The organism is Streptomyces sp. NPDC002206 (genome assembly GCF_053593595.1).
Genome location: NZ_JBSFCW010000010.1, coordinates 20,174 through 43,614, shown reverse-complemented (window position 1 = coordinate 43,614; position 23,441 = coordinate 20,174). Strand labels below are relative to the sequence as shown.

The following is a 23,441-nucleotide window of genomic DNA, read 5'->3' as shown; positions in this document are numbered from 1 at the left end:
TCCGGAATGGGTGAGCAGTGGCCGTGTCGGTTGGTCATGAGCAATTGGGCCCGAGTCCGAGGCACGCCCGTACCACCTGGTTGGTTGTCTTGGTGAAGGTCCACTGCCGCGTCTCCTGGCGTGGGGCGAGACTTGGATGGTGCTCATGGCCGGCCGACCGCGCTGACAGATGCGCTGGCACTGCTTCCAAGAAGGCCGATTGGGCCGAACCGGGTCGGTGCCGTACAGTTCACCATGTCGACGCGGGGTGGAGCAGCTCGGTAGCTCGCTGGGCTCATAACCCAGAGGTCGCAGGTTCAAATCCTGTCCCCGCTACTCAAACGTGAAGGCCCGGTGGATACCGGGCCTTCACTGCGTCTGGCCCCGCTCGAACCTGGCCCTGAGGCAACAGGACTCCGGGACGTAGAAGGCGTCAACAACATTGCGTCTTCGAGGCCAAGCTCGCCACGACCCCGTCCGCCAACGGTCCCTGGAGATCGGCCCCTCCGCAGTCGCCGTCGGCAAGCCGGTCTCCTCCTGCACACTGGGCGCCGCCTCCGAGGTCACCCTCCTCCTCCCGGACGACCGCCTGCGCCGCGAGAGCAAGCAGGCGAGCCGGGCGGTGACGCACACGGAGGGCGGCTGACGCTGGCGGGGCACGCAACAGGGCTCTCTTGCGCACCCGCACGCACTCTTGCCGCGAGTGGTTGCATACACAACCATTGCTGGGGTCCGGCATCCATGGTTCGCGTCCATCCCAGGAGGACACATGCGCCCCAGTAGGAGAACGGTCCTGACCGCAACAGCGGCGGGTGCGGGGGTCGCGGCGCTGGGGCGCCCGGCCGAGGCGTCGGAGGCGTCGGGGTGCGGACCGCGCCCGCCCGCGACGGCCCAGTCGCCCTCCCGCGAACTGCGTTCCCTGATCAAGGAGATCGACCACGACCGGATCGAGGCCACCGTCCGCAAGCTGGTCTCCTTCGGTACGCGGCACACGCTCTCGGCGCAGGACGACCCGGTGCGGGGAATCGGCGCGGCGCGCGACTGGATCGCGGCCGAACTCCGCACGTACGCTGCTGAGTCGGGCGGCCGGATGTCGGTGGAGCTCCAGTCGTACGTCCAGGAACCGGCGACCCGCATCCCGACCGCGACCCGCATCACCAACGTCGTCGCAACGCTGCGGGGTTCGGTCACGTCGGAGCGCGTGTACGTCGTCTCGGGCCACTACGACTCGCGGGTCACGGACGTCATGGACGCCACCTCGGACGCGCCGGGCGCGGACGACGACGCGTCGGGGGTCGCCGTGGCGATGGAGCTCGCGCGGGTGATGGCACGCCGGCGCCCGGCGTCGACGATTGTGTTCGCGGCGGTGGCGGGGGAGGAGCAGGGGCTGTACGGAGCCACGCACATGGCGGAGCAGTTCAAGTCGGCCGGCGCGGACATCCAGGGGATGTTCACGAACGACATCGTCGGCAGCAGCACGGCCGACGACGGCAGCCGGGACCCGTACACCATCCGTCTGTTCGCGGAGGGCGTGCCCAGTTCGGAGACCCCCGAACAGGCGGCGACACGCCGCTCGGTGGGCGGCGAGAACGACTCCCCGTCCCGCCAGCTGGCCCGTTTCGTCCGCGACGTCGCTGAGAACGACGCGACCGGCATGCACGTCCGCGTCGTCTACCGCCGCGACCGCTACCGCCGGGGCGGCGACCATGTCCCGTTCCTCGAACGCGCCTACCCGGCCGCGCGTTTCACCGAACCGGCTGAGGACTTCGCCCACCAGCACCAGGATGTGCGCGTCGACGCGGACAGCAAGCAGTTCGGCGACCTGCCGGAGTTCTGCGACTTTCCCTTCGTGGCACGGGTCGCGAAGGTCAACGCGGCGGCCCTGTGGACGCTGGCCCAGGCACCGGGGACGCCACGCAACGCAAAGGTCGTCACGTCCACGCTGACCAATTCCACACAACTCCTGTGGACCCGCGGTGCCGAGCCGGACCTCGCGGGCTACGAGATCGTGTGGCGTGAGACGACGGCTCCCGAGTGGACGCATGTCATCCCGGTGGGTGACGTGACGACGTACGAGATCGATCTCTCCAAGGACAACGTCTTCTTCGGCGTACGAGCGGTGAACAGGGCGGGGGAGCGGAGCCCGGTGGCGTTCCCCGCACCTTAGAATTAGGGGGTCCTGTGGCGTTCCCGGCACCGCGGGGTGAGGTGCCGGGCCGCCGCCCTACCAAGGCTCCGGTGACCTCTACCTGGGGTCGGGCGAGCCCGCTGAGCACATAGCTCGCCGGTACGGCCCGGCCGGCCTCCGGTGTCGACCCCGCGGAGTACGCACGCTGAAAGCTGTAGGGCGCCGAGCGGCCGTGAGGATGCTCGCCGTCGAGGTCCGCCACGAGTGTGCGACATCCCGTGAGTTCCCCTGAGCCCTGCTGAGTCCCTGTGTCCGTGGCCAGCGGGTTCTTCCTCCATCGCGTGGCCTGTCGCCAGGTGACGTAACTTCGGGATTCCTGAAGCGCTCTCATCCCGTCCGACCGATCCGTAGCCGGCATGAAGGCGAGGAGGCTCGGGTCGGCGGCACCGGCAGTCGTACGGGGCCTGCGCGAGCACTGGGCGCCCGCATCGGCGGAAGAGCTGGAGCAGTTCGAGACCGATGCGTGGTCCGGGTTCGTCCTCGCCCGCACTTCGGCAGGTCTGGCGGACAGCACGATCCGCGGAGACGTCGGACACCTGGACCAGATCAGGACCTGGTTCGGCCGGCCGCTGTGGGACATGGAGCCGGCCGACGCCGACGCGTACTTCGGGAAGGTACTACGTGATGCGCCGAGCGGCGGCCGGTTGGTACGCTCCCCGGCGCTGACCAGCAAGGCCTAGCCGATGCCGCTCAGACCCGTCAGGCTCCAGAATCACTACGTCGCGTGGGGTCGATGAAGGGGACGTTCGGGGCCGTTCTCATCACCGCAGCGGCCAACTGCTTGAGCTCCGTCGGAGGCCTGTCCCCACTTGACGACGGCCCCGGCAACAGGCATGCCAACCAGCTTGTCCATCCGGTCGAGAAAGCGAAGCGTACGAGGGACCCCGCTCCGGGCCGACCCCCAGTGGCGGGCGTAGTGCGACGCCTGCATTGCGGCCGGCTTCCCCTCGGACGCCCCGGGGCCTCGACGCCGCTGGCGGAACCGCCTGAGCCTCTGACACCGCGCCTACCCGTCGGCGGCCAACGCCCGCACCGCGCGCTCCACTGCGGCTTGGCGCCCCTCGGGAGTTCGGGCTTGGAGCAAGGGCAGAAGCACCAAGTACTTCGCGGTCTTGTCGAGTGCCCCGAAAGCTTTTGTCGCCCGGGTATCCGCCGCCAGCGCCGCCGCCAGTTCGTCGGGCACCGCGGCCGTCGACTGCGGCGCGTATGCGGCGGCCCAACGTCCGTCCGCCTGCGCCTTGCGTACCTCCGCCAAGCCCGGCTCGCGCATCCGGCCCGCGGCCGCCAGCGCGGTGACCTTGTCGACGTTGACTTGCGACCACAGGCTCTTGGGGCGCCGCGGCACATACTTCTGCAGGTAGTACGAAGCGTCGAGCGACCGGCGCTGACCCGAGATCCAGCCCCAGCACAGCCCCGCGTCGACCAGTTCGTCGGCTGTCACGGACGCGATCCCGGAGCCCTTCTTGGCGACCTTGACCCACACGCCGTCGTACCGTGCGTGGTGAGCCGCCAACCAGCCGTCGAACGCCTCGCCGTCCGCGAAGGCAACGACCTCGACACCGCCGATCTCGTCCATGGCCCCATGCTATGCGGCCACCGGCCCGGCGCCGGGCTCCTCGCGTTCTACGACTTCCCCGCCGAACACTGGGTGCACCTGCGCACGACAAACCCCATCGAGAGCACTTTCAGCACCGTGAAGCTGCGGACCAAGGTCACCCGCGGGGCCGGCAGCCCGGTCGCGGCCCTGGCGATGGTGTTGAAGCTCGTCGAGTCCGCCCAGACCCGCTGGCGCGCGATCACCGCACCTCACCTCGTTGCCCTCGTCCGCAACGGCGCCCGCTTCAAGAACGGTCACCTCGTCGAACGCTCCGAAGCGGGGGCCGCCTGATGACTCCGAAAGACGAGCGCCGCTACCCAAAGCTCCTGCGGGTTCCCCAGCCGGCAGACGATGCCTGGCTGTCCCAGCCCGAGGCAGCCCGCCAACTGGGCATCGCTCTCTTTCGCATCGGCGCACTCATCGCTTGCGGACACCTGGCGCCCGCGAAGAACTCAGCCGGGAGGGCGGGCGTCACGATCACCAGCGTGCAGGCAGGGACGACCTGGCGCGACAGCGCCACATACCGCGAAAAAGCCCTTCGTCCTCTCAAGGACACGATCGGCTTCTTCTAACTACCCGGTCCACAGGTCTTGACGATTACTCACGCTGCGGACGTCCGCAACGGACGGCTGCTCCCCGCACCCGCGGGGATGATTCCGGGAGGCCGTACAGCGCCCCGTGTCGTGCACAAGGTTGATGTCAGTGCCACGCAGGGTTCTGTCAGTTGTGGCTGACCCACATCCGGTCCGGTGAGAAGATGCAGCCGATCCTGACCTGAACGGCTTCGAGCCGGGTGAGGATGTCGACGGTGGATGGCAAGGCGAGAGTTTCAGTACCTCGCCTCCCCGCCCGTCGGAGGCGAGCCCCGTAGATGTCGGCAAGCTGCTGGCTGGGAACGCTGCCGTCCCATACGACGAACTCGCCTCCGTCGAGAAGCGCCGCTCTGGCGGGTTCGCAGGCCCTGGTCTGGCCTCCCAGCATCCCGGCGAGTTCTGCCCGGTCCATCTGTCGCCCTTTCGCCTGCTGTCCCACTGTCTTGCTGCCCCGCTGTCCGCTCAGTCGTCAAAGTGGAGGTCAGGTCGCGTCCAGAGGGTGAGGTCGCTGCTGGTGGCGACCGCCAGGGTCAGGCCGGAGGGAGAGAAACCGGCTGCGCGGAGTTCTGAGTACTCGGAATGGAAGATGTGCCACCACGTCCCTCCCGCCGGGCCTTTGTGGGACCCGCCGTCGGCGGAGAGGACGACGCGGTCGTGGGGCCACTCGGGGCTGACAACGTCCAGGGTCCAGCCGTCTGGTGTGGTGCTGTGCAGGCCGCCGCCGAAGAGCCCGGCGATACGCACCGGCGTGCCCTCGATCGGGCCGAGCCCGGGGCAGGTGAGCTCCGGCGACGCGTCCGGAGTGCTGGTGTCGGGGTCTGGGTCCCGATCGCGGGCGACCTTCTCGCCGGTGACCGCGTCGAAGAGTCCATGGCCGTCGCTGGACACGACCATGACGAGGTCGTGTCCGCTGTCGGGATGGACGGCGAAGCCAATGCCGAGCAGACCCCCGATGGGGGTCCTGTGGTCCAGCACCGGCTGCCACGGCGCCGGGGCCGGCATGACGGTGGCGGCGATGTAGCGCTCGCGCAGCTTCTGCTGGTACTCCGTGATCAACTCGTCTCCTTGGGGCTGTCTGTGTCGAGGGTCAAGACCACAAACGATCTCAAGGTGACAAGAACGATGCACCTTCGGTGACAGCAATCCTGCTCACGCCGCCTCGGAGGGCGGGGTCGGGGCAGCTGTCGGGTGACAAGTTCCGTGCTCAGGCACATCAGTGCCGCGGCGAGGCCCAGGAAGTGGCGCTGAGGATGAACGGAGCTCTTGCGGTAGATCACCGCCAGGAATACCCACGGCTCGCCCGCGAAGGATTCCCGGGCGGGGTCCGTGACCGTCAGCAGACTCCGCAGCGGGCCGGGGACATCCCGGGCCCCCGTCCCCGCGAAGTACGGATCCGCTTCCTCCCGCAGGGCGGGCTGTTCCATGTGCAGGTCGGCCCGGATACGTCCGGCCCGGTTCTTGTGCTGGACGAGCCGTACGCGGCCGTCGGTGCACTCGACGTCGGAGACTTTCAGATCGTGGAGCCGCCCGGGCGCCGCGAGGGCGGCTGCAGCCACTGCGCGCGCCGCCGCTGCCATCCGGCACGGGCGACCCGGGCCCGGATCATGGTCGTTGCTCTCTGGTGGGGGCCGGTTTCGCCGTGTAGCGTTGCTGCCAGATGTCGTGGTTCGCAGTCCCTGCCCGCGCTCCGGCGTGGGTGTTTTGCTGTGCAGTGCGAGACCAGGGCGATCACCTCCGGGTCCGCGCGGTGCGGATCCGATATCGACTGGAAGGCACGAGCATGGCCAGCGGAATCGTCAAGTGGTTCAACTCCGAAAAGGGTTTCGGCTTCATCTCCCAGGACGGCGGCGGGCCGGACGTCTTCGCGCACTACTCCAACATCAACGCAAACGGCTTCCGTGAGCTCCAGGAAGGCCAGGCCGTGACCTTCGACGTCACCCAGGGCCAGAAGGGCCCGCAGGCGGAGAACATCACGGTCGCCTGATCAGCGACTGGACACCACAAGGCTCCTGGAGCGCAGACTCCGGGAGCCTTGTGGGGAGTCCGACACCACCTACGCCTCGGTCGGCTGTCAGTGGGCGTGCTTGAGTGCCATATGGGCGTCGACAAGGCCGCCCTCCGCCTCGACGCAGGTGGCCCTGGTCAGACAGCACGTCTCTCGCCTCGGACGTTGCCACTGGCTTTGCGTTGTTCATAGTCGAGGCCGCCGTATTCGTATGGAAGAGCTTCGGCTACGGCATGCAGATATGGGCTGCGCAGGGGGCGTAAGCGGAGATCGACACGTCGCAACTCGCGAGCATCGCATGGGCGGAACATTTCCTCTTCAGCACGCTCGTACTTGCCGGTCTCGCGGCGCTGATCCGCACACCGTGGACAGCGCTAGTGCAGCTCCTCGCAGCCGGAGCGCTGGCCGTGCTGCTGGTGCTCTCACAGCACGACTACGACCGCACCCACCCGGGCCCTGCGCCTACCCCGAACGTCGGGTACTCGCCCTGCTACGGCGGCAGCGGGACCTGCCAATGAGTCGCTGAGCCTCGCCGACTCGGATGCGCACTCGCCAACTGAGGTAAGGAGCACTTCATATGGCGGATGGGCACTTGAGGTGGCGAGGTGAGTATCCCGACGGTTGCTGCCGAGCGCCATCGAGGCCTTGAGTGGAAGCCGACGTGGGCGGCGCGACTCGTCGAGGTGACCGGCCGAGCGACGTCCGGTTCAGAGACGGACGGTCATCTCCACGGCCACGTCGTCACCTGCCGAGAGGGCCTGCGGCTTGCGTACAGCCTTCCTGAGTGGCAGCAGATAGCCGCCGTCTTTGGGGAAGAGCGACGTCGTGAAGGTGATCTCGCCGATGCGGGCCTCGACAGGGATCACGCCCCAGCCGTACGTGGCCATGACAGCCACCTCACGGATATCGGCGGTCTGTTCCTTGGGCACGGTGGCGAAGTAGAACGGTGAAGGCCCACGCCATTCGATCACGTGTCCGGTGAACACGACTTTCATGAGGTCGGTCCGTTCGTCAGGAGGGCCAGATCCCGGTCAGCCTAAATACAGTGCCACCTGGAGCTAATGACAGATGCTTTGGCAACGCCCAATCCGCTGAGTGAAGTGCTCCTTACCCAGTTGACGGGTTGACTCCGGTCCGAAGAAGACCTGGCTCCCGCACCCTCACGCGCACGGGCCATTGGTACGCCGCCCCCACTCGAGGAGCGGCCTGCCCACCAGCTGGGCGTCGCCGGAGCCGGCGGAGCTGCCAGGTCCGCCGGCGGGCGGCAGCAGTGGCGGCCGCCCGCTTCCATAGTGGAGTTGAGGTACTCCCCAACGCCGCCGTCGGACGCTTTCACCGGGACGTGGCCCGGACGCCGCGAGGATGCGGCCAGTGCGTGCGCCGACCGTAGGTCTCCGGCACACGCGACCCGGGTACGGATCATGGCGAGAGATTGCGCTGGGCGGATGGGGAAAGGCTGAGACATGGACCTCAGCGAACTCCAGCGCCGCGCCCTGCGCATTCATGACCTCTACGACGAGCTGAACCTGAGGGAACGAGGCCGGGTATGGACACGGGAGGAGTTCATGCTCGGCTTCGTCGGGGACGTCGGCGATCTGGCAAAGATCGTCATGGCACAGGAAGGTGCCCGTGACATGCCGGGCGGACGTGCCGCTCTGGAGCACGAACTTGCGGATTGTCTGTGGTCCGTCCTTGTCCTCGCGCACCGGTACGACGTCGATCTGGACGCCGCGTTCCTGCACACGATGGATGAGCTCGCCACATCGATCAGCGCGCGCGATCGACGCGATGTCGGACCGGCATGACCGTGGGCAGACTCAGTCGTTCATTACCACCCGGCCGTGTAGCTGCCCTGACGTCATTCGGCCCCGCCCGCGCCGCGCGGCCACACCGGATCAGGAGGGCTCGGGGGTGGGCAGCATCGGAAGCGGAGCCTGCCCGGAAGCCCCTCGCACGTCGATCGGGCCGTCTGCGAGCGTCGTCCTGGGCAGGGGATCGTGTTGTACCTGGTCCGTCGACGCTTGTTCTGGCCGATGGCGCGCTGCTCTCGGCTTGATCACCGTTGCTTTGGACAAGCCAAGTGCGTCGGTGTGAACGTGGCTGCCGCGCCCTCTGACCGCCCGTCGGCTACCAGCCGGTCGCGCGCCTGACCGAGAATGGCCAGGACCTCGACAAACCAGACAACGTTGATCGGGTGTCCAGTCATGCGATGTGTGCACGAATTATGCACTGTTATGGCTGAGAGGCGGCTGAACGAGACCATCACAATGCTGTTTCTGTCTGGACCCGCCGGCGTCGCATGGGCGGCGGGGCACAACGTCGAGGAGCACGACGCATCGAGCACCCCGCACTGCGTGGTCCCGTTTCCTCGGCGGGCGCGCTGTGGCTGCCCAACGAGGCGCGTCCACAGTGCAGCCTTGTTGGGAGCCTTGTCCCGCGCCGCGGTGGCCGCCTGCGGACCTGGCGCGTGGTGCACCGGCCCGCCGGCGACCGCCGTGGTTCTGCTCGGAGGTGGTTTGCGGCTCCTAATGGTAGGTCACGGTGATCGCGGCGTGGACAGTGTGCCGCGGTACGGTGACCGTCAGGATCCCGGAGTTGGCGTCCCAGTGGTAGGCGTGCGGTGGCAGGCGCACGCCGTTGGCGGTGACGCGGGTGGGCGTGCACGTCCCCATGATGGAAAGGGTCCACTGGCGGTTTTTCCCCTGACCGCGGAAGGAGCCCTTCGTGGGGCTGATCGACACGGTGTGGCGCTCGCCGGACTCCTTGTACCGGATCTCTGTCGTGGCGATCCGGCCCGGGCCCGCGGTGGTCCCGTTGTCCTCGTAAAGGCCGAAGGACCGAGGAGCGGCGCCGCCAGGAGCGCGAGGCCGCCCGTGCTCTGGGGCGGCAGGGGTGCGAGGAACTGGCCCGGCTGGGCCGGGAGCCCTGTGGTCCTGGGGCGGCCGAGGATGTGGCGGGTCAGGAATGCGGGCGCCGTCGATAGTTCCGGGTAGTTCCGGGTCTCTTCGTACTCCGAGTGTGGAGCTCTGAGCTGCTGGGGTTCCGATGGGTCTTGTGGGGTACGCGGCGTTTACGGCTTGTTCTGTGAAGTGGAGGCGTCATGACGGGGAAAGCGGAGGCGCGGCAGTTCTGCAAGGCGTGTGGCACGCCTGCGCGGGAGGGGGAGTTGTGTGAGCACTGTGGGAAGGTGCTGGAGTTGTCGGATCGGTGTGGGGCGGTTGAGGACGAGGGGGCCGCTGCGCAGCGTGTTTTTGAAGGCCGGGACGGCTAGTCGGTACAAGTGGAGGCAAGGCATGTGTGCTGACCGGCCGTCACTCTGGAGAGTGACGGCAGCCCCTCATCAGGCCGGATGCGCCCTGTATGGCAGGGGTGTCCGTGTAAGGAGTTCTTGTGACCACCTATGTCATCACTGTTCCCGGTACGTTCGTCCATGGAGTCAGCGATGCCTCGCGCATCGATATGGAACGCAGGCTGCGCCCTCAGGATCCGAAGAACACCGACCTGGGGGAGAGCGAGGAGTTGAACCTTCTGACGGTTGGTGAGGGCAGTACGTTTTCCGTCAGGATCGAAGTAGAGGCCGATAGTCGGGCGGGCGCCGAGGCGGAGGCAGTACGTCTGGTTTCCAGCGCGCTGAGGGACAGCGGCTTCTCACAGGACGATGCCCCGCTGGGGCAGGCCGCCGTGACCGGCATCGATCGCGAATTCTGACCACAGGCACCCGAGGTTGATGGGCTGCGGGGTTTTGTCAGCGGCGATTCGACTGTGTGATCTCAGTCCCATGTGTGGCCGAGCGTTGTAGTTGGCCCGTCCGGGCAAGACGGTGTCGTATGCGGTACAGGCGGCGACTCCGCACCGATCCCGGATCGAGCTTTGTCAGTGGTTGGTGACAGGCTTACGGGGCGCTGATCAAGGGATACGACGACGGCCCGCTGGTTGCGGGGGAGTCACTGCTCACTCGCCCGGGCTTCTGGTCGAACTACCTCACCACCAAGTCGTCATCGACGCCGGCACCCGCTCGATCGTCGTGGTCGGCCGGCCCCTTCCCGGGAACCGCAACGACCCCCTGATCCGTGCGATGGATGGCAAGTCGGCCGCCACCAGCACCTACGTCGACGGCGGCGAAGAGGCGGTGCGCACCATCGAGATCCGCGACATCCGCACCACCGGCTGCCTGCGCGCTGTCCTCAACTGCCATCGTTCGTCTGCTGCTGGGCGAGTACGAGGCCCGCTGCGGGTCAGATGGTGAGGCGGCGGGCGATCCGCAGACAGGCCTTGCAAGTCGGAGGGGGCCGTCGTCGACGAAATCGAAGGCTGTTGAGATCGACCGAATGCAGACAGCCGCTGTTCGCCTCGCGGACAACCGATCGGCGATTTTCGTGTTGCAGTCTCACGCCACATGACCAACTCTTTGAGAACCCTTGATCGGCGAAGATTCCTCACCTTGACCGGTGGCGCGGTCGCCGTCCTGACTATCGCTCAGCTGAGCGAGGCGCTCGCTGCCCAGGCCGCTGAACTCGACATGGCGCCTTTCACCCTCGGTGTCGCCTCCGGCGACCCCGACCACGAAAGTGTCGTGCTGTGGACCCGCCTGGTGCCGGACCCACTGAACGCCGAAACCGGTGGCATGCCGGCGGAACCCGTCGAGGTGCAGTGGGAGGTGGCACGCGACGAGTCGTTCAGGAAGGTGATCCGGAGCGGGTCTGTGTCGGCTCTGCCCGAAGCCGCCCACACCGTGCACGTGGTGGTCGACGATCTCGCACCGGACTGCTGGTACCGGTATCGGTTCCGGTCCGGTGGAGTGCTCAGCCCCACCGGACGCACCCGCACCCTGCCGGTGCCCGGCAAAAAGTGGATCGTATGCGGTTCGCCTTCGCCTCCTGCCAGTCGTGGACCGGCGGCCGCTACTCCGCCTAACGCGACATGGCCCAGCAGGATCTCGACTTCGTTCTCCACCTCGGCGACTACATATACGAAACATCCGGCGGCAGCCTGGCCGAGTTCCGCCGGCTGCACGCGCTCTACAAAACCTCGCCGGACCTGCGCGCCGTGCATGCCCGCTTCCCGTTCATCCTCACCTGGGACGACCGCGAGGTACAGAACAACTACGCCGGTGACATACAGGGCGCGGCCGGTGACGGCCGCCCATTCCTGGAGCGGCGGGCCAACGGCTACCAGGCCTACTACGAGCACCTCCCGATGCGGCCGGAGCAGAAGCCGAAGGGCGCCGACGCGCTGATGTACCGCAAGGTCCAGTTCGGAAAGCTCGCCGAGTTCAGCGTGCTCGACACCCGCCAGTACCGAACCGACCAGGCCAACGGGGACGGCCGGAAGCCCCAGACCCCGGACGTCTGGGACCCCGAGCGCACCATGACCGGACCGGAGCAGGAGAAGTGGCTGCTGAACAACCTGGCCAACTCAAAGGCCCGTTGGAACGTCATCGCTCAGCAGACCATCATGGCCCAGTTCGACTACGACCTGGGACCTGGGACCTGACAAGATCGTCAACCTGGACCAGTGGGACGGCTACGCGGGCGCCCGCGACCGCATCCTCGACTTCATCGCCAAGGAACGACCGTCCAACCCCGTGGTGCTCGGCGGCGACTGGCACACCCCCGTCTCCCTCACCCCGACCCTCCGCAACTGGGACCCCGACACCTACCCCAGCGACACGCCCGTCGCCTCCACGGACGACTAAACCCTCTTCGGACCCGTTGCCTACCGCCTTACCCTCTCTGGCGCTATCGACCTCGGCCTGCTGGCCGATCACCAGATCCTCGTCCCCGCCGTCGACAACACCGACCTGCGCGACTGGCTCGCCACCGGACCCGGCGCGGGCGTCGACGGACTGCGCCTCGCAGGCCGCCCGGTCGCTGTCCTCAGAGCCATCCACGACCACCGGCTGCCCCGCGCGCTTCCACCATCGACGCCGTCGTCTTCGCCGACCTGGACGTCGATCCCTTCGCCGAGGGCGCGGGCGTTGCTGGGTGCACCGTCGAACCTCTGCGCGCCCACGACGAAGGTCTCAGTGCCCGCCTTGCCGACCCCCGCATCCAGCGCCCCACCCACACCGAAGACCCCAGCCGCTGGCTCCATTTTGACCGCCCCACCCAGCAAGAAGAAGTTGCCCTCGCCCTCACGCTGCGTGTCTTCCAACCCAAAAGCGCCGACTGGCGCCGCGGCCTCACCACTGCCGGCCGCTACTTCCGCACCCACCACCACTTCGACGTCCCTCAGACCTTTGAAGTCGACGTCGGATACCCGCTCGGCCGCTGGCTCACCCGGCAACGCCACCTGCACAACACCGGCGCCCTCGATACTGCCCGCATGTCCCGTCTCACTCAATAGAGTCGTTTTCTCAACGAACCGAGTCGTTCGTGCTTCTGTCTCAGCGAACCTAGTCGCGCGACTGAGTGCCCACCGAGCCGCACCGCACGGCCCCTCTTAGGTTCTGTCCGGCCGATCATGCTCGGAGCCAGATGACGGTCGCTGCCGCGGTGACGGTACCCAGGTAGACGTAGGCGCGCTTGTCATACCTGGTGGATACAGCTCGGTGGTTCTTGAGCTTGTTGATCGCCCGTTCCACGGTGTTGCGTTCCTTGTCGAAGCCGGGCGGGCGTCCCCCTGCCCGGCCCCTGTGTAGGCAGTTCATGGCCTGGTCGCTCTTCTCGGGGATGACGTGGGGGATCCCTCGTCGTCGCAGGTAGTGGCGGGTCCGGCTGTTGCTGTAGGCCTGATCGGCGCTCACGCTGTCCGGTGTGCTGCGCGGGCGCCCCGGCCCAAGGCGAGGCACCCGAATTCGCTCGATGACCGGCTCGAACTGGGTGCAGTCCGCCCGCTGGCCCGCCGTCAGCAACAGTGACAGCACACGGCAACGGCCGTCGGCACTCAGGTGGATCTTGGTGGTGAAGCCTCCTCGGGAGCGACCGAGCGCCTCACCTCCCGCACCACCTCCACCAGGCGGGCCTGGAGTCTCGCCCACGGCACCCCGCTCTGGTGTGCTATCGCCACCGCCCCCTTTGACGGAGGTGGTGGCGGGGTCTTGCGGGCGCCGGCCGCGTGCTGGTGGGCACGGATCGAGGTGGAGTCGATCGAGACGTCCCAGTCGATCCCGCCGACAGCATCGGCCTGGGCCTGTACCTGTTGGAGCAGCCGCTCCCAGGTTCCGTCGGCTGACCAGCGCCGATGGCGCTCATAGACGGTCTTCCACGGCCCATAGCGTTCAGGCAGGTCCCGCCACTGCACCCCGGTCCGGATCCGGTGCAGGATGCCGTTGACCACCTGACGGTGGTGGCGCCACCGCCCGCAGCGGTTGTTGCCCACTGGCAAGAACGGCTCCAGACGTCGCCACTCCGCCTCTGTCAGATCCCCCCGACCAGTCATACAAGAACCAACGATTCAGTGGACGGCATGGGCACGGTCAGCACCGGCGATGCCACCATGCCAACTCTGAATCTGCTGTGGGCTCGTGGTGCGTTCGTCTGAGTAGCACTTCGTCCAGGCGCTCGATCTGCACCCGGAGTTCGGCGGCGGCCCTCGGCGGCAGCATGGACAGAGCCTCTTGCAGCTTGTCCCGGGCCCAGCCCTCGCCGCAGCACGGGCAGGTGAACTCGGCCTCGCACAGCCTCCAGCGGCGTTTGGTGCCGTGGACGCGCATGGACCACACGCTCAGCGCGACAGACACAATGCCTGGCGTCAGTCGCTCCCGTTCGAGCCCGCGGACTGCCGCATTTGCCGCCCCCGACAGGCCAGGAACATCGCGATAGCGCACCCAGGGTCTCCTCCAGCCATGTTCCCGCGGCCGAAGTGAAGATGGCGTTCTACGCGGCACGGCCCCTTCGAAAATCAATCATGGACGGCATCTTCCCACACCATGATCGACCGGACAGAACCTAAGCGATCTCAACGCTGAGTTGGGAGCCCAGCTCCTGGAAGCCCAATGCAGCCGCAACACGCCGGGAGGCGGGCGGGCGCGCGCGCCACTGCGGCAGCAGCCCGACAGCGAGGGCATGAGCGACCGCCGCTGAGCCCGTCACCCGTGCCAGCCCTCGCCCACGCATTTCTGGCGCCGTCAGGACGCAGACATGGGCCGTCCGCCTCGGCCAGGCCCGATATCCCGCAGCAGCAACCACTTGGCCGTGCTCGCGAACCGCGAACGCGGGCGACGTAATCTCGTCCAGAGCAGCCTCACCAGCGTCCTCGTGACCAGCTACCTGCTCCAAGCTCCGCAAATCCGGATGATCGGCTGACAGTTGCTCCACGGTCAACGCGCCAGCTTCCACCGGCCGGAAACCCGCTGGGGACACATATGACAGCGCCGCCGGCCCGAGCGCCTGAGCCACCGGAAGGACCTCCCGGACCAAAGCGCTATCGACGATGGCCTCTACCGGCAGTCTCCCCAGCGCCTCACGAACGATCACGGCGGCACTGTCACTCGGCGCGGTCACGATCGCTGATCGGCCTAGAGCTACCACTCCGACCCAGCCAACCGGGCACAGCCTGGACTGCGGGGAGACCACAACGTTCACGCCGCCCGCCGGGGCGAACGACACCGGCGCCTGGGCCATGTCCTCCCAGAGCCCACGGGCTCGGGCCACCAACGGATCCATCCACATGACCACGATCCTGCCAGCCGAAGCAAGCTGCTGACCTGGGAATTAACGAGAGGCATCGTCGGCTGTGGCACGGCGACACTCCATCGACGTCGTCGCAGGCGAACCGGATCGAATGAGATCACATGAGACGGACAGATGCAGTCTGTCTCAAGGAACCGAGTCCACGCGTCTCACCCGATCCAGTCCACGCAGGTCAGCGTCACGCAGACGACTAACTTCGATGAGACAGGACACCGCACCACCGCGCTCGAGCGCCTGAATATCATCTGGGGCCCTCGCCAGCACGGCATCGAACGTGGCCTCACCCACGCCGCCGCCGACGCCACCGACGAGGGCCACTCGCCGTCTTGTCGACCACCAGCACGACGGCTTTGCCCTCGGCCGCTGGCTCGCCACCCAGCGCTAACGAGCAGACCAACTCACCCCCGCCCGAGGCATTGTCAAATCCTGTGGGCAGCCCGATGACCGGTCGGTCAAGCAAGCGGCTTGCGGTAACGGACGTACTCGTTCTGCCGCCGGAACCCCACGCTCTCGTAAAGATCGTAGGACCTGTGCGGGTTTGCCGTGCCCGTGAAGAGCCGGGCGGTCGTTGCACCCTGCTCGCGAAGGCTTCGCAGCCCGTCCAGCAGCAGGGCCCGGCCGATTCCGAGGCGTCGCTGGTCCGTCCGGATACTCAGCTCTTCGACCTCGCCGACGGTGCGGGCGTGACGGCGGATGGAGCAGAGGGCGACGCCGACCATGTCCGGCCCGTTCCATGCAGCCCGCCAGCATGCCGGGTCGGCGGTGTCGACGAAGTCCTGGAAAGGCCATTTCTGAGTGAAATCGGTGTCCGCATATGAATCGACGACCGTCCTCCAGGCTGCACGGTAGTGGCTTGCCCCGATCGGCCCCGTCCGTATCCCGACTGGCAGTTCGCTGCCCCGCTCGGGCAACTGCCGCAGATCGCCCAGCTCCAGCTCGACCAGTGGATCGGCGCAGGCGGCCGTGCGTTCGTCCAACAGCCGTCGGTCGAACATGAACGATGGGGCCACCCGGTGCCCCAACTGCCCGTTTCGGCCGTTCATTTTCCCGTTCACCTTCTACTGGCGTTCGCTTTGCTCTGACAGGACGTTTTACGAACGGGAGGTGGGCGACTTGACCCTCATCGGGCTCGTCCGCGTCAGCACGGACAAGCAGAAGGCTCAGCGGCAGCACGACGCGCTGGCCCCGATCTGCCTGAAGGTCTTCGAGGAGAAGATCAGCGGCAAGTTGGCCGTGGACGACCGGCCCGGCCTGACCGCCGCCTGGACTACCTGCGCGTCGGCGACATGCTGTGCGTCCAGGAGGTTGACCGCCTCGGCCGGAACCTGCTGGAAGGGCTGATCGTCCTCAACGACCTGTTCCAGCGCGGCATCGTGGTGAAGGTGCTGGAGGGCATCGCGGTCGGCGAGCACACCGAGCGGTCGCTGATCCTGGATCTGGCGGGGCGTCGCCCCACTGGCCGGGCGGGATGGCGAAGGCGAGCGGCCGGTGACCGCCCCCCTGCCAGGTGGATCTTGCAGTTCAGTCCACCGCGCGAGCGGCCCAGGGCCCCGTCGGTGCAGTGCCGGCCCGGCCGGGTGTGTCTGCCAGGGCTTCTCGGGGAACGGGAGCGGGCTCCCGCCGCGTGCTGATGAGTGCGGCAGGAGGTGCAGTCCACGCTGACCAGGCTCCAGTCGATCCGGCTCTCGGCGTCGGCATCAGCCTGAACCGCCCCTCAGAATCCTGCCCCACGTGCCATCCGCTGATCACCTGCGATGCCGGTCATGAATCGTCTTCCACTTTCCGCAACGGGACGGCGGATCCCGCGACGGCAGGCCGGTCCGTTGCCGGAACAGAATCCCGTTGATCACCCGACGGTGACACGGTCAACGCCCGCCTCGCCCACGGCTCTTCGGTGGATGCGGTTCCGGCCGAGCCCACTCACCATCCGAAAGATCGCCCCGCCCTACATCAACCGAATCGATCCACAACCAGGCGAGTCATACGACCCATCGGAGAGGCCCGTCGGCGGTATTCGCACAGGCTTGCCGGAGTGCGGCCTATCGCGTCCCGTAGGAGCGGATGGATCACGAACCACTCTGTAGGATTGAGGTATGGCTGAGGAGCATCCCGAGGCCGCGAAACAACTGTCCGTGGTCGCGGAGAACGTAGGGTCACATCTCACCGAGGTCAGCCGCGACATCGTGGAGCATGTTACGGCCAAGGTCCCCGAGCTCAGGGGCGACGCAACCGTCATTAAAATCCTGCAGGCGAGCGTCACGGAAAATGTCGCCACGTTGCTGCACGTTTTCGAGAACGACATATCTCTGGACAACGTCAAGGGGCCTGCAGCTTATTTTGAGTACGCCCGGAGGCTGGCTCAGCGGGACATCCCCCTCACTGTGATGACCAGGGCCCACAGGATCAGCCACTTGCGCTTTCTGGAGTGGTGCCTGGACGAGCTCGACCGACAGGGCGCCGAGTACGAGCTCTTCACCGCGACCAACCGGCGCATGCTGCAGCTGAGCTTCGGCTACAGCGACCGGGTAACCGAACCGGTCAACATGGTCTACCAACAGGAACGCGATCACTGGCTGCTCAGCCAGACCGCCGCGCGCGCCGCGCGCGTGCGAGACATCCTCACCGAGAAGAACGTCGACCTCAACTGGGCTGAACCAGCCCTTGGTTACCGGCTCCGGCAGAACCACCTCGGGCTGGTCGCCTGGTTGCCCACGCTGACGGGTGAGGGTGCGGGACTTGCGCTGCTCGACCGGATCACCAACGAGATCGCCCGGAAGCTCGATTGCCCCGCCAGGCCGCTGTTCGTCCCCCGAGATGCGGTTTTGTCCTGGGCTTGGCTGCCGTTCGGCTCGCGCAACGACGTCTCCTCGCAACAACTGTCGCAGGTGATCGAGCGCAGCGATCCTCCCGTGCACATGTGCGCTGGGGGCGTCGGGTACGGCATCGAGGGATTCCGCTCCACGCATCGGCAGGCACTGCGCACGCAGGAACTTGCGGCAGCGGCCAGTCCGGTCCCCCAGTTCACTGACTTCTCCACCGTTGCTCCCATCGCCTTGATGGCGACGAACGTTGGCGACATGCGCGCTTGGGTGTGGGGCGTCCTGGGTCCGTTGGCCGTCGATGACGAGCACAGCGCACGGCTTCGGGAGACCGTGCAGAACTTTCTGGGCACCGGCTGCAGTTATACCGCTACCGCCAGCGCTCAAATTCTTCACAAGAACACCGTGCAGTACCGCATCCGGAAGGCCGAGGAAATCATGGGACGCCCGGTCCAGAAGGGGGACAGCGATCTGGAAGTCGCGCTGCGCGCCGTTCAGTACCTCGGCTCGACGCTCCTTCGCGTCAGCCCCGCATGAATTGCATTGGTGATGCCGTCGCTGGCGATTTGGGCGGGCAGGGGGTCGGCCACCCGGGGCTCAGATGGTTCGCGAGGCATAGCCGGCCGGGTCCCCTGCGGAAGATCCCACGGTGATGCTGCCCGCGCCCGTCGCCATTGCCCCACACCAGCACCATTTCGGCGACGAAGACCGATGCTGACCGGGCGGGTCACCGATCCCGTCCGGTCAGCCGCTGCCAGGCACCACGGTCACCGTGATCGACCCGCGTGGTCGCCAGCTTGTCCGCACCCGCGCCGACCCGAACGGAAATATGCGGCCACTGGCTTCAGCGATGTTGTCGCCGTGGTCATTGCCATCATGCCGGGCCGTCCAGCCGCGGTCGCGCAGCTCCTCCTCGATCCGGCGGCGTCTGTGTCGCCGTACACTTGCCATCCGACTTCCGGCCAAGCGCGCCGATCAGCTCATGCACCCGAGCGATCTCCTGCAACTCCGCCACGGGCAAAGACGCCTTGTCGAGCGAGCGCACGGCGGAAGCTATCTTGTCGGGCCGCTCCCGCTCTCTGCGACGCGTTGCGGACCGCCGACAACGGCCGTCCCTGCCAACTCCACCGCACGTACATGTCGCTCTCCGCGCTGGTCGAGACCAAGTACGAAGAGGAAATGCCCCGCCGGCCCCGGAGCTCTACGTAGCACTCGTCGAACTGGGCCACGAACTCCACTGTCGACCAGGACGAGCACGGTGGGGTTCTGGTCGGCGTCGGGCAGGCCGAGTTCTTCGCGTTGTTGGGCGGCGCGGTAGTCGGCGTGGACCTGGCGGAGCGCGCCGAGAGTGGTCGAGTAGCGACGGGACTTGGTGGAGACCTGGCCGCGGAAGCCGAGCATGTGGGCCCAGGCACGGAGCCTGCGGTCCGGGTAGACGACGTCGAGGTTGAAGCAAGGACATGCTCATCGACCTCGTGGCCCGCACTCGTCCGATTGGTGATTGTGCGTTGGCAACAAGCTCTCGCCATAGATTCGTACGGTCAGGACGTGGTCGCCGCCTCGTCTCCATTGCATGCTGGAAGGCGCTGTCCCGGACGGGCCGGGGCCGGTGAAGCGAGGAGGCTGATCGCGATGAATCCAGAGCTCGGTGGGCAGCTCGGGAACTACCTCGGACGTCGCTGGTGGCGCAGGGGCCGAGTGCACACAGCGCGTCGGCGGACACAACCGCGAGACGTTGCCAGGCCTGCCAATCCCTCATGGTGACGACGCAGCTCGAGAGAGTGGCGGTAACGCCCGTCACGCGGCGCAACCATAACTTGCAGTCGGTCGAACACGAGGAGCATCACGTAAGTCTTAGGGCGCTTGCGCTTAGTGGAATATTGAACGTATTTCAGGTGGCTCCCTGCACAAACGGGCTTCTACAAACCGTCTCCGCCTAAGGTTGGAAACATGAGTGTGCATGTCAGGGGGGTCATCGCGACCTGCGGCACCGCCGTTCGGTCGCTGAGGCAGGTGATCGCCCAGAAGCGGCTCTCCCGGCGGATGCGGGAAGAGGGCCGGCCGTTCTCGCTGGCGCTCCTGATTCCGCTGCTGGTGATCGTGCTGGACTCGGTGGCGGCCCTCTTCACGCCCCACCTGCAGTTCTACCGGTTGATCGGGGCAGCGCCGGCGCTAGCCGCCGCGATGTACTCCGTGGCCGGCACGCTGGGCATCGGGCTGCTCGCCCTGATAGCCGGGTTCGCCATCTCCGCCGCCGACCACACTCTGGGCCAGGCACCGGGCAATTTCACCCTGCTCGCGATCATGGCCGTCACCCTGGCCGCCGCCTACGCCAGCCGGGTACGGCAGAACCGGGAGCACACCCTCGCCGAGGTCCTCTCCGTGGCGGAGACCGCGCAGCGGGTGCTGCTGCGCCCACTCCCGCAGCACCTCGAAGACATCGACGTCGAGGTGCTCTACCAGGCCGCCGCCGCGCAGGCCCGCATCGGCGGCGACTTCTACGAGGCGATGCAGACCCCGCACGGGGTGCGGCTGATCATCGGCGACGTCCGCGGCAAGGGACTTCCGGCCGTCGAGGTCGCCTCGGTCATCCTCAGCACGTTCCGGGTGCTGAGGATGAGCGCGCCCGACCTGCCGTCCCTGGCAGGACATATGGAGACCGTCATGAGCCATTACTCCCGGGACTTCCCCGACGACGCGCTGGAGCGCTTCGCCACCATCGTGCTCGTGGAGATCCCCGCCGGGGAACCGATCGCGCGCGTGCTCAACTGCGGGCACCCCGCGCCACTGCTGTTGCACGGCGGCGAAGTGCGCGAGGTGGAACCCAGCGCGCCGTCACCACCCATCAACATGGCGGACCTACTCGGCGACCACTATCAGGTCGACACCATTCCCTTCACCGTCGGCGACAGCCTGCTGCTCTACACCGACGGCGTCAGCGAGACCCGCGACCGTACCGGGACCTTCTACCCCCTCGCCCAGCGCGTCCACCGATGGGCCCTTGCCCCGCCCCGCCAACTCCTCGACCGCCTCCACCAGGACCTGCTCGCCTACTGTCACGGAATCCGCGACGACGACCTCGCCGCCCTCGTCGCCCACCGCGTCACACCACCTGGCCGGGAACCGGCGGAACTCGCTGTCCCCGTACAGCGCGGCCACACTCCTTCAGGGGCGACGGAGTCTGCTGACTGATGCACGGGCTCCACCGCGCGCCGACCGCGTCGACTCCTACCCCCATGCCAGATGCGTGCCACAACAGGTGGGGAAGTGGGGTCAACAGCGGCTACTTCGACGCATAGTCCAGCTAAAGGCGTGCTTACTCACAGGTCGGGGCCCTGGTCGAGCTTGATCGGCCGGTGATTCCCAAGCTCATGGATTGGCGTCCTCGCGCTCCGCTATGGTGCGCAGCATGGCCGACGCCCCAACCTGCCCGGAGTGCAGCCAAGCCATGCAGTTCGGCGGATTCGTGCTCTGTGTGCGGGAGGGCGACGGTAGTCGGACGTGCCGTTTGCTGTGGAAGTGCGCCAGTCGCCATGTGTGGTGGAAATGGGCCGACCGACCGGACGAGCCGTTGGAGGTCTGCCCCATGCCGGAGCTGTTCCGCTGACATCCAGCGCTGACATCAACGGCCATGGACAGCCGCGGCGTTCAGCGGTCGCGAACGGCCCGAGTGCGCGCGGGTGGAGCTCGACAGGCGGCGGGTAGATCGAACTCCTAAAGCGGGTGTCGCAGGTTCGAATCCTGCCGGGGGCACCAGGCAAAAGGCCCCGGGCCGATCACGGTCCGGGGCCTTTTGACGGCAGTCGTGTCTCAGGCACCTGGCAGACGGCGCTTGAGCAGGCGGTCCATGTGGCTGATCGCCTCCCGCTGGATGTCGTGGACGACGTGGGTATAGACGTCCATCCTGATGCTGATCGGACTGTGTCCGAGGATCCGCATGATGACCCTCGGCGCGACACCCGCCGCCGTGAGCGGCGTGGCGCAGCCGTGCCGGGCATCGTGCAGCCGGACCACCCGCAGGAACGTCTACCAGTCCCTCACTCGGGTTGCTGCCGTTGCCGGTCAAGAAGCCAAGGCGAAGAAGCGCCAAATCCGCAAGAATTGGTAGGCGATTCGAGAGCACGTAGCTCAGCCACGGCCATGGCGGTTCAGTCTCATCTGCAGTCTCGTTCGCAGCCGTTCGTGGTCGTTCAGCTTCCCAGCAAGCGCAGCTGTGGCCTGGCGGGCGGACGACCGTGAACCATGCGCGACGCCCTGGAATTCGGTGCGGACGAGAAGTCACTCGAAGAGGCCGGGTGGCAGACTTCCCCGGCCTCGCCCGCGGCCGGTCGTTGGGTCAGAGGGTGGCTGCCTGCTCGGCGATCAGCTCGAACGAGCGGATCCGGTCCTTGATGTCGTAGACCTGGGTGGTCAGCATCAGCTCGTCCGCACCCGTGCGCTTGCGCAGCTCGGCGAGCTGGCGGGCCACGGTCTCCGGGGAGCCGAGGGCCTGCCCCTCGAACCGCTGCCGCGCCACCTCCCGCTCCTGCGGCGTGTACGGGTACCGGGCCGCTTCCTCGGGGCTGGCCAGCAGCTCCGCCCGGCCGGCACGAATGCGCACGGAGGACAGCATGGCCGGGCCGGCCAGGTACTCCGCGCGCTCGTCGGTATCCGCGCAGATCGTGTTGACCGAGACGATCGCGTACGGCTTGTCGAGGTACTCCGACGGGCGGAAGGACTGCCGGTACAGGTCCAGTGCCGGCAGCGTGTTGGCCGCACTGAAGTGGTGCGCGAAGCTGAACGGCAGGCCCAGCATGCCGGCCAGCTGCGCGCTGAAGCCGCTCGATCCGAGCAGCCAGATCTTCGGCATGTTGCCCAGCCCAGGGACGGCGGTGATCCGCAGCCGGTTCTCGCGCCCGGTGAAGTATCCGATGAGATCGTCAAGCTCCTGCGGGAACGCCTCGGCGGACGTCCGGCGCAGGACCACCGCGGTGGCCTGGTCGGTGCCGGACGTCCGGCCGAGGCCCAGGTCGACCCGGCCCGGGTGCAGCGCCTCCAGGGTGCCGAACTGCTCGGCCACCGCCAGCGGGGCATGGTTGGGCAGCTGCACGCCACCCGAGCCGACCCGGATCGTCGAGGTCGAGGCCGCCAAATGTGCGATGAGCACAGCCGGGGCAGAGCTGGCGACCCACGGCGTGTTGTGGTGCTCGGCCACCCAGAACCGCCGGTAACCAAGCTCATCGGCGCGGACCGCGAGCGCTGTGGTGTGTCGGAGGGCCTCGGCGGGGGATCCGGCGGCGGCGACCGGAGCCACATCGAGGACAGAAAGAGGTACGTCAATCACAAGATCATTCCTTGGCGGCGGGGTTGTCGCGTGGCGGGATGGTCCACACCGGCCTTTGGCCCGGGTGGCTAGCGGTGGAGCCGCCGGTGAACAGGGCCAACGCGGTGAGGTAGGCGCGCTTGGCGCCGAAGCGGCTCATGGCCCAGGCAGCCGGCGGGATCACGGCGCAAAGAGCGAGCGGGCAGCCGGTGGCGACCCACTGCACGGTGGCGGGTGGCGCGTCATGCGTTGGGTGTGCTCATGTGTGCTTCCTCTGATCGTTGGGTCAGCGCGGGCAGCCGAGGCGGCCGCGTGGCTCTCCCCG

The 23,441-nt window shown here is 67.3% G+C and carries 23 protein-coding genes, 1 tRNA gene and 10 pseudogenes; 19 read left to right on the top strand and 15 right to left on the bottom strand.

Going from position 1 to position 23,441, the window contains the following annotated elements; all coding sequences use genetic code 11:
* The first annotated feature begins 241 nt into the window (after window positions 1-241).
* The 4 genes from ACWCP8_RS20075 (at window position 242) to ACWCP8_RS20060 (ending at window position 2,847) form a co-directional block, all read left to right on the top strand.
* Window positions 242-315 (top strand) — tRNA-Met (locus ACWCP8_RS20075).
* A gap of 106 nt (window positions 316-421) precedes the next feature.
* Window positions 422-625 (top strand): hypothetical protein, encoded by a 204-nt coding sequence (locus tag ACWCP8_RS20070; RefSeq protein ID WP_451117225.1) that lies wholly within the window; start codon window positions 422-424, stop codon window positions 623-625.
* Between the two features lie 123 nt (window positions 626-748).
* Window positions 749-2,146 carry a M20/M25/M40 family metallo-hydrolase gene (locus tag ACWCP8_RS20065; protein ID WP_451117223.1) on the top strand — a complete coding sequence of 466 codons (1,398 nt, stop codon included), beginning with the start codon at window positions 749-751 and terminating at the stop codon, window positions 2,144-2,146.
* 377 nt (window positions 2,147-2,523) lie between these two features.
* A complete protein-coding gene (locus ACWCP8_RS20060) occupies window positions 2,524-2,847 on the top strand; it encodes a hypothetical protein (RefSeq protein ID WP_451117221.1) in 324 nt (107 codons plus the stop codon).
* Window positions 2,848-3,173: 326 nt separating this feature from the next.
* Here the strand turns inward: ACWCP8_RS20060 and ACWCP8_RS20055 are convergent, their stop codons facing one another.
* Complete coding sequence (locus ACWCP8_RS20055; protein WP_352267963.1) at window positions 3,174-3,743, bottom strand: YdeI/OmpD-associated family protein; 570 nt, start codon at window positions 3,741-3,743, stop codon at window positions 3,174-3,176.
* A gap of 36 nt (window positions 3,744-3,779) precedes the next feature.
* Here ACWCP8_RS20055 and ACWCP8_RS20050 point away from each other — a divergent pair.
* Window positions 3,780-4,055: pseudogene (locus ACWCP8_RS20050) on the top strand (transposase); the annotation flags it as partial.
* The gene (locus ACWCP8_RS20045) at window positions 4,055-4,336 is read left to right on the top strand and encodes a DNA-binding protein (protein WP_451117219.1); all 282 of its coding nucleotides are present in this window, start codon (window positions 4,055-4,057) and stop codon (window positions 4,334-4,336) included. The pseudogene ACWCP8_RS20050 and the gene ACWCP8_RS20045, both read left to right, overlap by 1 nt.
* A 483-nt stretch (window positions 4,337-4,819) precedes the next feature.
* Here the strand turns inward: ACWCP8_RS20045 and ACWCP8_RS20040 are convergent, their stop codons facing one another.
* Both ACWCP8_RS20040 and ACWCP8_RS20035 read right to left on the bottom strand, forming a co-directional pair.
* Complete coding sequence (locus ACWCP8_RS20040) at window positions 4,820-5,413, bottom strand: hypothetical protein (RefSeq protein WP_451117217.1); 594 nt, start codon at window positions 5,411-5,413, stop codon at window positions 4,820-4,822.
* Window positions 5,410-5,913, bottom strand: coding sequence for a hypothetical protein (locus tag ACWCP8_RS20035; protein WP_352267958.1), 504 nt, complete (start codon window positions 5,911-5,913; stop codon window positions 5,410-5,412). The genes ACWCP8_RS20040 and ACWCP8_RS20035 overlap by 4 nt, the downstream gene beginning before the upstream one ends.
* Window positions 5,914-6,137: 224 nt before the next feature.
* On the opposite strand from ACWCP8_RS20035, the gene ACWCP8_RS20030 reads away from it, so the two are divergent.
* The gene (locus tag ACWCP8_RS20030) at window positions 6,138-6,341 is read left to right on the top strand and encodes a cold-shock protein (protein WP_352267957.1); all 204 of its coding nucleotides are present in this window, start codon (window positions 6,138-6,140) and stop codon (window positions 6,339-6,341) included.
* Between the two features lie 104 nt (window positions 6,342-6,445).
* Window positions 6,446-6,880, top strand: a pseudogene (locus ACWCP8_RS20025) (DUF6234 family protein).
* A 189-nt stretch (window positions 6,881-7,069) separates the two neighbouring features.
* Here the strand turns inward: ACWCP8_RS20025 and ACWCP8_RS20020 are convergent.
* Window positions 7,070-7,357: a DUF1905 domain-containing protein gene (locus ACWCP8_RS20020; RefSeq protein WP_451117215.1), complete on the bottom strand. Its 288-nt coding sequence runs from the start codon at window positions 7,355-7,357 to the stop codon at window positions 7,070-7,072.
* Window positions 7,358-7,825: 468 nt separating this feature from the next.
* Between ACWCP8_RS20020 and ACWCP8_RS20015 the strand changes: the two genes are divergently transcribed.
* Window positions 7,826-8,167 (top strand): nucleoside triphosphate pyrophosphohydrolase family protein, encoded by a 342-nt coding sequence (locus tag ACWCP8_RS20015; RefSeq protein ID WP_352267956.1) that lies wholly within the window; start codon window positions 7,826-7,828, stop codon window positions 8,165-8,167.
* Between the two features lie 720 nt (window positions 8,168-8,887).
* On the opposite strand, the gene ACWCP8_RS20010 is transcribed toward ACWCP8_RS20015, so the two are convergent.
* Together ACWCP8_RS20010 and ACWCP8_RS20005 are read right to left on the bottom strand one after the other, a co-directional pair.
* On the bottom strand, window positions 8,888-9,034 hold the full coding sequence (locus ACWCP8_RS20010) for a hypothetical protein (RefSeq protein WP_352267955.1): 147 nt from the start codon (window positions 9,032-9,034) through the stop codon (window positions 8,888-8,890).
* A 6-nt stretch (window positions 9,035-9,040) separates the two neighbouring features.
* A pseudogene (locus ACWCP8_RS20005) lies at window positions 9,041-9,328 on the bottom strand (DUF5110 domain-containing protein); the annotation flags it as partial.
* A 134-nt stretch (window positions 9,329-9,462) separates the two neighbouring features.
* Here ACWCP8_RS20005 and ACWCP8_RS20000 point away from each other — a divergent pair.
* The 7 genes and pseudogenes from ACWCP8_RS20000 to ACWCP8_RS19970 all read left to right on the top strand — a co-directional run bounded on the left by ACWCP8_RS20000 (window position 9,463) and on the right by ACWCP8_RS19970 (window position 12,707).
* Entirely contained in the window at window positions 9,463-9,633 is a 171-nt protein-coding gene (locus tag ACWCP8_RS20000; RefSeq protein ID WP_352267954.1) for a YfgJ family double zinc ribbon protein, read from the top strand.
* A 119-nt stretch (window positions 9,634-9,752) separates the two neighbouring features.
* On the top strand, window positions 9,753-10,070 hold the full coding sequence (locus tag ACWCP8_RS19995; protein ID WP_352267953.1) for a hypothetical protein: 318 nt from the start codon (window positions 9,753-9,755) through the stop codon (window positions 10,068-10,070).
* A gap of 274 nt (window positions 10,071-10,344) precedes the next feature.
* Window positions 10,345-10,482: pseudogene (locus ACWCP8_RS19990) on the top strand (IS5/IS1182 family transposase); the annotation flags it as partial.
* Between the two features lie 276 nt (window positions 10,483-10,758).
* Window positions 10,759-11,178: pseudogene (locus ACWCP8_RS19985) on the top strand (alkaline phosphatase D family protein); the annotation flags it as partial.
* A 104-nt stretch (window positions 11,179-11,282) separates the two neighbouring features.
* Entirely contained in the window at window positions 11,283-11,855 is a 573-nt protein-coding gene (locus tag ACWCP8_RS19980) for an alkaline phosphatase D family protein (RefSeq protein ID WP_451117212.1), read from the top strand.
* Entirely contained in the window at window positions 11,845-12,057 is a 213-nt protein-coding gene (locus tag ACWCP8_RS19975; RefSeq protein WP_352268083.1) for an alkaline phosphatase D family protein, read from the top strand. Before ACWCP8_RS19980 ends, ACWCP8_RS19975 begins: the two co-directional genes overlap by 11 nt.
* Window positions 11,964-12,707 carry a helicase associated domain-containing protein gene (locus tag ACWCP8_RS19970; protein ID WP_451117432.1) on the top strand — a complete coding sequence of 248 codons (744 nt, stop codon included), beginning with the start codon at window positions 11,964-11,966 and terminating at the stop codon, window positions 12,705-12,707. The genes ACWCP8_RS19975 and ACWCP8_RS19970 overlap by 94 nt, the downstream gene beginning before the upstream one ends.
* A 115-nt stretch (window positions 12,708-12,822) precedes the next feature.
* On the opposite strand, the gene ACWCP8_RS19965 is transcribed toward ACWCP8_RS19970, so the two are convergent.
* The 4 genes and pseudogenes from ACWCP8_RS19965 to ACWCP8_RS19950 form a co-directional block, all read right to left on the bottom strand.
* Window positions 12,823-13,742 (bottom strand): IS5 family transposase gene (locus tag ACWCP8_RS19965; protein WP_451117210.1). Its coding sequence is split into 2 segments (ribosomal slippage): window positions 12,823-13,364 and window positions 13,364-13,742, totalling 921 coding nucleotides; the frame shifts between segments, so codons are not numbered across the junction.
* A gap of 37 nt (window positions 13,743-13,779) precedes the next feature.
* Window positions 13,780-14,130: a hypothetical protein gene (locus ACWCP8_RS19960; RefSeq protein WP_451117208.1), complete on the bottom strand. Its 351-nt coding sequence runs from the start codon at window positions 14,128-14,130 to the stop codon at window positions 13,780-13,782.
* 121 nt (window positions 14,131-14,251) lie between these two features.
* Entirely contained in the window at window positions 14,252-14,926 is a 675-nt protein-coding gene (locus ACWCP8_RS19955; RefSeq protein ID WP_451117430.1) for a GNAT family N-acetyltransferase, read from the bottom strand.
* Window positions 14,927-15,447: 521 nt separating this feature from the next.
* A pseudogene (locus ACWCP8_RS19950) lies at window positions 15,448-15,939 on the bottom strand (GNAT family N-acetyltransferase); the annotation flags it as partial.
* A gap of 49 nt (window positions 15,940-15,988) precedes the next feature.
* On the opposite strand from ACWCP8_RS19950, the pseudogene ACWCP8_RS19945 reads away from it, so the two are divergent.
* Window positions 15,989-16,350 (top strand): annotated as a pseudogene (locus ACWCP8_RS19945) (recombinase family protein); the annotation flags it as partial.
* Between the two features lie 85 nt (window positions 16,351-16,435).
* On the opposite strand, the pseudogene ACWCP8_RS19940 reads toward ACWCP8_RS19945, so the two are convergent.
* A pseudogene (locus ACWCP8_RS19940) lies at window positions 16,436-16,959 on the bottom strand (IS5 family transposase); the annotation flags it as partial.
* Between the two features lie 129 nt (window positions 16,960-17,088).
* Between ACWCP8_RS19940 and ACWCP8_RS19935 the strand changes: the two are divergent.
* Window positions 17,089-18,351 carry a PucR family transcriptional regulator gene (locus ACWCP8_RS19935; RefSeq protein WP_451117206.1) on the top strand — a complete coding sequence of 421 codons (1,263 nt, stop codon included), beginning with the start codon at window positions 17,089-17,091 and terminating at the stop codon, window positions 18,349-18,351.
* A 708-nt stretch (window positions 18,352-19,059) separates the two neighbouring features.
* Here the strand turns inward: ACWCP8_RS19935 and ACWCP8_RS19930 are convergent.
* Window positions 19,060-19,254: pseudogene (locus tag ACWCP8_RS19930) on the bottom strand (replication initiator); the annotation flags it as partial.
* A 510-nt stretch (window positions 19,255-19,764) separates the two neighbouring features.
* Here ACWCP8_RS19930 and ACWCP8_RS19925 point away from each other — a divergent pair.
* Window positions 19,765-21,006, top strand: coding sequence for a PP2C family protein-serine/threonine phosphatase (locus ACWCP8_RS19925; RefSeq protein WP_451117204.1), 1,242 nt, complete (start codon window positions 19,765-19,767; stop codon window positions 21,004-21,006).
* A 618-nt stretch (window positions 21,007-21,624) separates the two neighbouring features.
* On the opposite strand, the pseudogene ACWCP8_RS19920 reads toward ACWCP8_RS19925, so the two are convergent.
* The 3 genes and pseudogenes from ACWCP8_RS19920 to ACWCP8_RS19910 form a co-directional block, all read right to left on the bottom strand.
* Window positions 21,625-21,834: pseudogene (locus tag ACWCP8_RS19920) on the bottom strand (tyrosine-type recombinase/integrase); the annotation flags it as partial.
* A 316-nt stretch (window positions 21,835-22,150) separates the two neighbouring features.
* Window positions 22,151-23,137, bottom strand: coding sequence for an LLM class flavin-dependent oxidoreductase (locus tag ACWCP8_RS19915; protein ID WP_451117202.1), 987 nt, complete (start codon window positions 23,135-23,137; stop codon window positions 22,151-22,153).
* Window positions 23,138-23,141: 4 nt separating this feature from the next.
* The gene (locus tag ACWCP8_RS19910) at window positions 23,142-23,300 is read right to left on the bottom strand and encodes a hypothetical protein (protein WP_352267945.1); all 159 of its coding nucleotides are present in this window, start codon (window positions 23,298-23,300) and stop codon (window positions 23,142-23,144) included.
* Window positions 23,301-23,441: the final 141 nt, after the last annotated feature.

Excerpts from the sequence above, each read along its gene's own strand:
- ACWCP8_RS20045 (WP_451117219.1), top strand. The coding sequence starts at position 4,055 with ATGACTCCGAAAGACGAGCGCCGCTACCCAAAGCTCCTGCGGGTTCCC.
- ACWCP8_RS20060 (WP_451117221.1), top strand. The coding sequence starts at position 2,524 with ATGAAGGCGAGGAGGCTCGGGTCGGCGGCACCGGCAGTCGTACGGGGC.
- ACWCP8_RS19925 (WP_451117204.1), top strand. The coding sequence starts at position 19,765 with ATGAGTGTGCATGTCAGGGGGGTCATCGCGACCTGCGGCACCGCCGTT.
- ACWCP8_RS20065 (WP_451117223.1), top strand. The coding sequence starts at position 749 with ATGCGCCCCAGTAGGAGAACGGTCCTGACCGCAACAGCGGCGGGTGCG.
- ACWCP8_RS20010 (WP_352267955.1), bottom strand. The coding sequence starts at position 9,034 with ATGGGGACGTGCACGCCCACCCGCGTCACCGCCAACGGCGTGCGCCTG.
- ACWCP8_RS20015 (WP_352267956.1), top strand. The coding sequence starts at position 7,826 with ATGGACCTCAGCGAACTCCAGCGCCGCGCCCTGCGCATTCATGACCTC.
- ACWCP8_RS19955 (WP_451117430.1), bottom strand. The coding sequence starts at position 14,926 with ATGGCCCAGGCGCCGGTGTCGTTCGCCCCGGCGGGCGGCGTGAACGTT.
- ACWCP8_RS20020 (WP_451117215.1), bottom strand. The coding sequence starts at position 7,357 with ATGAAAGTCGTGTTCACCGGACACGTGATCGAATGGCGTGGGCCTTCA.
- ACWCP8_RS20030 (WP_352267957.1), top strand. The coding sequence starts at position 6,138 with ATGGCCAGCGGAATCGTCAAGTGGTTCAACTCCGAAAAGGGTTTCGGC.
- ACWCP8_RS19980 (WP_451117212.1), top strand. The coding sequence starts at position 11,283 with ATGGCCCAGCAGGATCTCGACTTCGTTCTCCACCTCGGCGACTACATA.
- ACWCP8_RS19935 (WP_451117206.1), top strand. The coding sequence starts at position 17,089 with ATGGCTGAGGAGCATCCCGAGGCCGCGAAACAACTGTCCGTGGTCGCG.
- ACWCP8_RS20055 (WP_352267963.1), bottom strand. The coding sequence starts at position 3,743 with ATGGACGAGATCGGCGGTGTCGAGGTCGTTGCCTTCGCGGACGGCGAG.
- ACWCP8_RS20000 (WP_352267954.1), top strand. The coding sequence starts at position 9,463 with ATGACGGGGAAAGCGGAGGCGCGGCAGTTCTGCAAGGCGTGTGGCACG.